General features: G+C 49.6%; 3 protein-coding genes. All 3 read left to right on the forward strand.

Annotated features, from left to right (window positions below):
- Nucleotides 1-1321, forward strand: a 1321-nt coding sequence (locus ACOJTG_RS00555; protein ID WP_420152011.1) for a SusD/RagB family nutrient-binding outer membrane lipoprotein, incomplete at its 5' end; no start/stop codon positions are given.
- A gap of 91 nt (nucleotides 1322-1412) precedes the next feature.
- Entirely contained in the window at nucleotides 1413-2744 is a 1332-nt protein-coding gene (locus tag ACOJTG_RS00560) for a c-type cytochrome (protein ID WP_420152012.1), read from the forward strand.
- A gap of 159 nt (nucleotides 2745-2903) precedes the next feature.
- The coding region (locus ACOJTG_RS00565; protein WP_420152013.1) for an FG-GAP repeat domain-containing protein at nucleotides 2904-4254 on the forward strand (1351 nt) is incomplete at its 3' end.

Consider the following 4254-nt stretch of genomic DNA (forward strand, 5'->3'; position numbering starts at 1 on the left):
TCGTATGGGTCGTATCGTAAAAGCGTACTACGCCTTCTACGTGAGTGACATCTATGGAAGCATCCCTTACTCGGAGGCGTTCCAAGCTCGTTACGGTGGAACCTTGACCCCTAAGTATGATCCGCAACAAGCCCTTTTTGCTCAGCTTGATCAGGAAATCAAAGAGGCCATTACCACGCTTAAGACCACTCAGTCAGCTCCTCAGATTTCCGTAGGAAACCTGGATCAGTACTATGGAGGTGATGCGAAAAAATGGGTAAAAGCAGCGAATGCCCTACGGCTTAAAATTGCGATGCGTCTTGCCAAAGCGGATGCGGCCAAAATGCGGACAATCGTACAGGAAGTGCTTAGCTCACCTGCCGACGATTTGATGAGTAGCAATGCAGACGGCTGGGTATTTACTGCTCCCGCCAGCTTCACGGGTGGTTCTGATTCGAACTGGAACCCCTCCAACGTGCGGGCATCTAAACCACTCGTAGATTTCATGTGGGAGACGCAGGATCCGCGTCTGGATGCCTTCTTTACGCAGAATAATTATTCTCAGGCTAATATTGATTTGCTGATTGCCGCCAATCAATTACCTGCCGGCAGTAAAGAATCGACGCGTCGCTATGTAGGCGGTTTTACGAGTCCAGATCAGGCTCGTAACCAACAAAACATACAGCGTTTTTATACGCCTCGCTTCTTAACCATTAGCGGCAACCGTACCACGATTGATACGCTCTCGTACGTGCAGCCCCGGTTATTCCAGGCTTCTTTCTCCGTAAATGGTACCGTGGGTGATGGACGTAACTACTTCCCCGTTATTACGTATGCCGATTTCTGCTTCATGCGGGCTGAACTGGCTGCTCAGACGGTTACGACTGAAAGTGCGAAGAACTGGTACGAGGCGGGCATCATGGCTTCACTGGATTGGTATGATACCGTAGCACAGGGAGCTAAAGTGACCAACTATACTCCGATGACTGCTGCCGAGAAAACGGCTTATCTGTCGAACCCTAAAGTGGCTTTCTCAGCGGCTAAGGCCTTGGATTTGATCGCTAGTCAGGAATACATTCACTTCCTGCGTCAGCCAAGCGAAGGCTGGGCTACCTGGAAGCGTACGGGTTTCCCGAATACCAGCTCAACGCTGGTACTGCCCGCCCTGATTTCCAACGGAGCTACTTTGACCGTACCCCGCCGGGCACCGCTGGGCTTGCCCGCTCCTACGGAACCCAACTACACGAACCGGAAAGCTGCCTACGACGAAATGGCCCAATTACCGGGCTTTGGTCGTGATACGCAGGATGCTACGGGTCGCGTTTGGTGGGATCGTCCGTAAGGGAATCGATTTGTATACTTTCCTGATTGTTATTAATTTAGGAACCCAACCCACCGATCGGTTCGGTGGGTTGTTTTTTTTACCCTTACGTATGAAAGCTTACCTAGTATTCGGTTTGATCGTAGCCTGGACTTTGCTCGGAACACGGGCGGGTTTCGCTCAAAAAGCTACTTTTTACCGCGACGTACAACCCCTCATTCACACCAATTGTGCCGTTTGCCATCGTCCGGGCGAGGCAGCTCCTTTCTCACTGATTTCGTACGAAGACGTTAGCAAACGTTCCAAGTTCATCCGAAAAGTCATTAACTCGGGTTATATGCCTCCCTGGCGGGCGGATGATCATTACGTTGATTTTGCCAACAAACGTAGCCTCACGCCCGAACAGATTAAAACGATTACCGACTGGATTGACAATGACATGCCCAAAGGCAAGGTGAATACGGAAGCGGAAACGGCCCTGCAAAAACGAACACAGGCCGGAACGGCCTACCATCGCGTCCCGGATCTGACGCTCTCGATGCCTAAACCTTTTTTGCAAAAAGGCGACGGCGTAGAGCGGTTCATGGTGTTCAAAATTCCTTTCGAACTGGCGGAAGCGATGAATGTGGAAGCTCTGGAATTTACTTCTTCCAATAAGAAAGTCATTCACCACGCCAACTTCGCCATCCACCCGGTAGAAGACCCCGCCATTAGCCTGACCCAAAGCATTGATCAGGTTGATCTGAATTCAGGCGATTCCTGGCGGTACCAGGAATGGATGCCCTACAAAAAGAAAATGACCTATTACGGCGGCTGGATTCCCGGGGCCTCTCCTGAAAGTTACCCGAAAGGCATGGGCTGGGTTATGCCCAAACGTGGCGTTGTTTTGTTAACCGTTCACTTTGCTCCGACGGGTAAAGACGAAGAAACCGTTAGTGGCGTAAATTTCTTTTTCAAAAAAGAACCCATTCGTCGTACTGTCAATGTAATTAGTCTGGGTTCGGGTGGAATTGGTGAAAAGGAGATCACCCCTCCTCTGTTCCTGTTTGGGGGCGATGTGAAAACTTGTAGTCTGAAAGTTGCCTATCGCAACAAGCCTATCACGTTGCTGTACGCCTGGCCCCACATGCACCAGATTGGTAAAGAATTTACGGCGTATGCCACCAAAGCCGAAGGCGATACCCTGCCACTGGTCCACATTCCGCAGTGGGACTTTCGCTGGCAGGAATTGTATCGTTACAAAAAACCGGTCATTGTTCCCACCGGATCAACGGTACACGTCATTGGAAAATACGATAACACGGATGAAAATCCGATGAACCCCTTTAAACCTGCTAAACTCATTACTTCCGATGGAAACATGCGAAGTGATCAGGAAATGATGACGCTCATTCTGGTGTACATCACCTACGAGCCCGGCGACGAAAACCTTGCGTTTGATTGATTCCAACCGTGAATCCTTTGGTTTCGATCGAACATGCAGGGCTATGGTTCTGGTACGTTCAGGCATTCTATTCTTTGTTACCAGTTTTTATACCCTACAGAAATTCTATACGCTAGTTAAACCTAAAACTACTTCATTTAACCCTCCTTGACTAATCGTATGAACCCTTCCAAGCTAGGGCTGGGCCTTCTGATCGGAATGGCCCTGCCTCTTTGGCTGGCTTTCCACGGTACGCCTTCCCCATTATTTGTGAAAATTCCGGCTAGTCAGTCGGGCGTAACCTTTACCAATGAAATCCGTGAGACCGACTCCCTCCATATTTTCCGCTATGAATACCTCTACAATGGCAATGGCGTAGGTGTAGGTGATTTTGACGGGGATGGATTGCCTGACTTGTTTTTCTCCGGCAATACCGTAGCTCATAGATTATACCTGAACCGGGGCAACTGGAAATTCAGCGACATCACCGCACAGGCGGGGGTAACCGGAAATGGTACCTGGGGGACCGGAGTCAGTATAGTGGACATCAATGCCGATGGGCGACCCGATATTTACGTCTGCCATTCCGGGAAATTCGGGCCGGAGCAACTGGTGAATGAACTATTTATTAACGAAGGTCTAAAAGATGGGGTGCCTTACTTCACCGAGCAGGCCAAAAAATACGGACTGGATTTACCCGGTACTCAAACGACTCAGGCGGCTTTCTTTGACTACGACCGCGACGGCGATCTCGATGTCTTCATTCTTAATCACTCCAACCATACCTTCAATCCGCTGCTTAATACGCGGCAACTGCGGAATACGCCCGATAAACGATTTGGAAATTTACTACTTCGTAATGATAGCGGCCGTTTTACCGACGTAACACTGGACGAAGGTATTCTCAACAATCCCATCAATTTTGGACTGGGCGTGGGTGTGAGTGACCTCAATAACGACGGATGGCCCGATTTGTACACCACCAGCGACTATACCGAACAGGACTGCCTGTACATCAATCAGCACGATGCCTCGGGAAGACATACGGGTTTTAAAGAAACGATTCGTTCCAGTATGGCCCATACATCGAAGTTCTCAATGGGCTGCGATCTGGCGGATTTCAATAACGATACGCTACCAGATGTAGTAACGCTGGACATGTTACCGGCGGACAATCATCGGCAGAAAATGCTGAAAGGAGCCGACGAATACGATACCTATAAACTACTGATTGACAGTGGGTACGTTCGCCAGCAAATGCGAAACATGCTGCAATTGAACCAGGGCACTGATCCGCGGGGCCAATTGCAGTTCAGTGAAATCGGTCAACTTTCGGGCGTAGCTGCCACCGACTGGAGCTGGTCGGCCTTACTGGCTGATTTTGACAATGACGGCTGGAAAGACCTGTTCATTTCGAATGGTTATCTGCGGGATTTTACGGATATGGATTTTATGAAGTACACTGTTGCCGAAACCAAACTTAAGGAAGCGGCTCGGGGCAACCTAAATTTTCAGACCCTGGATTTGGTCA

This window comes from Siphonobacter sp. (assembly GCF_048595215.1).
Taxonomy (GTDB): domain Bacteria; phylum Bacteroidota; class Bacteroidia; order Cytophagales; family Spirosomataceae; genus Siphonobacter.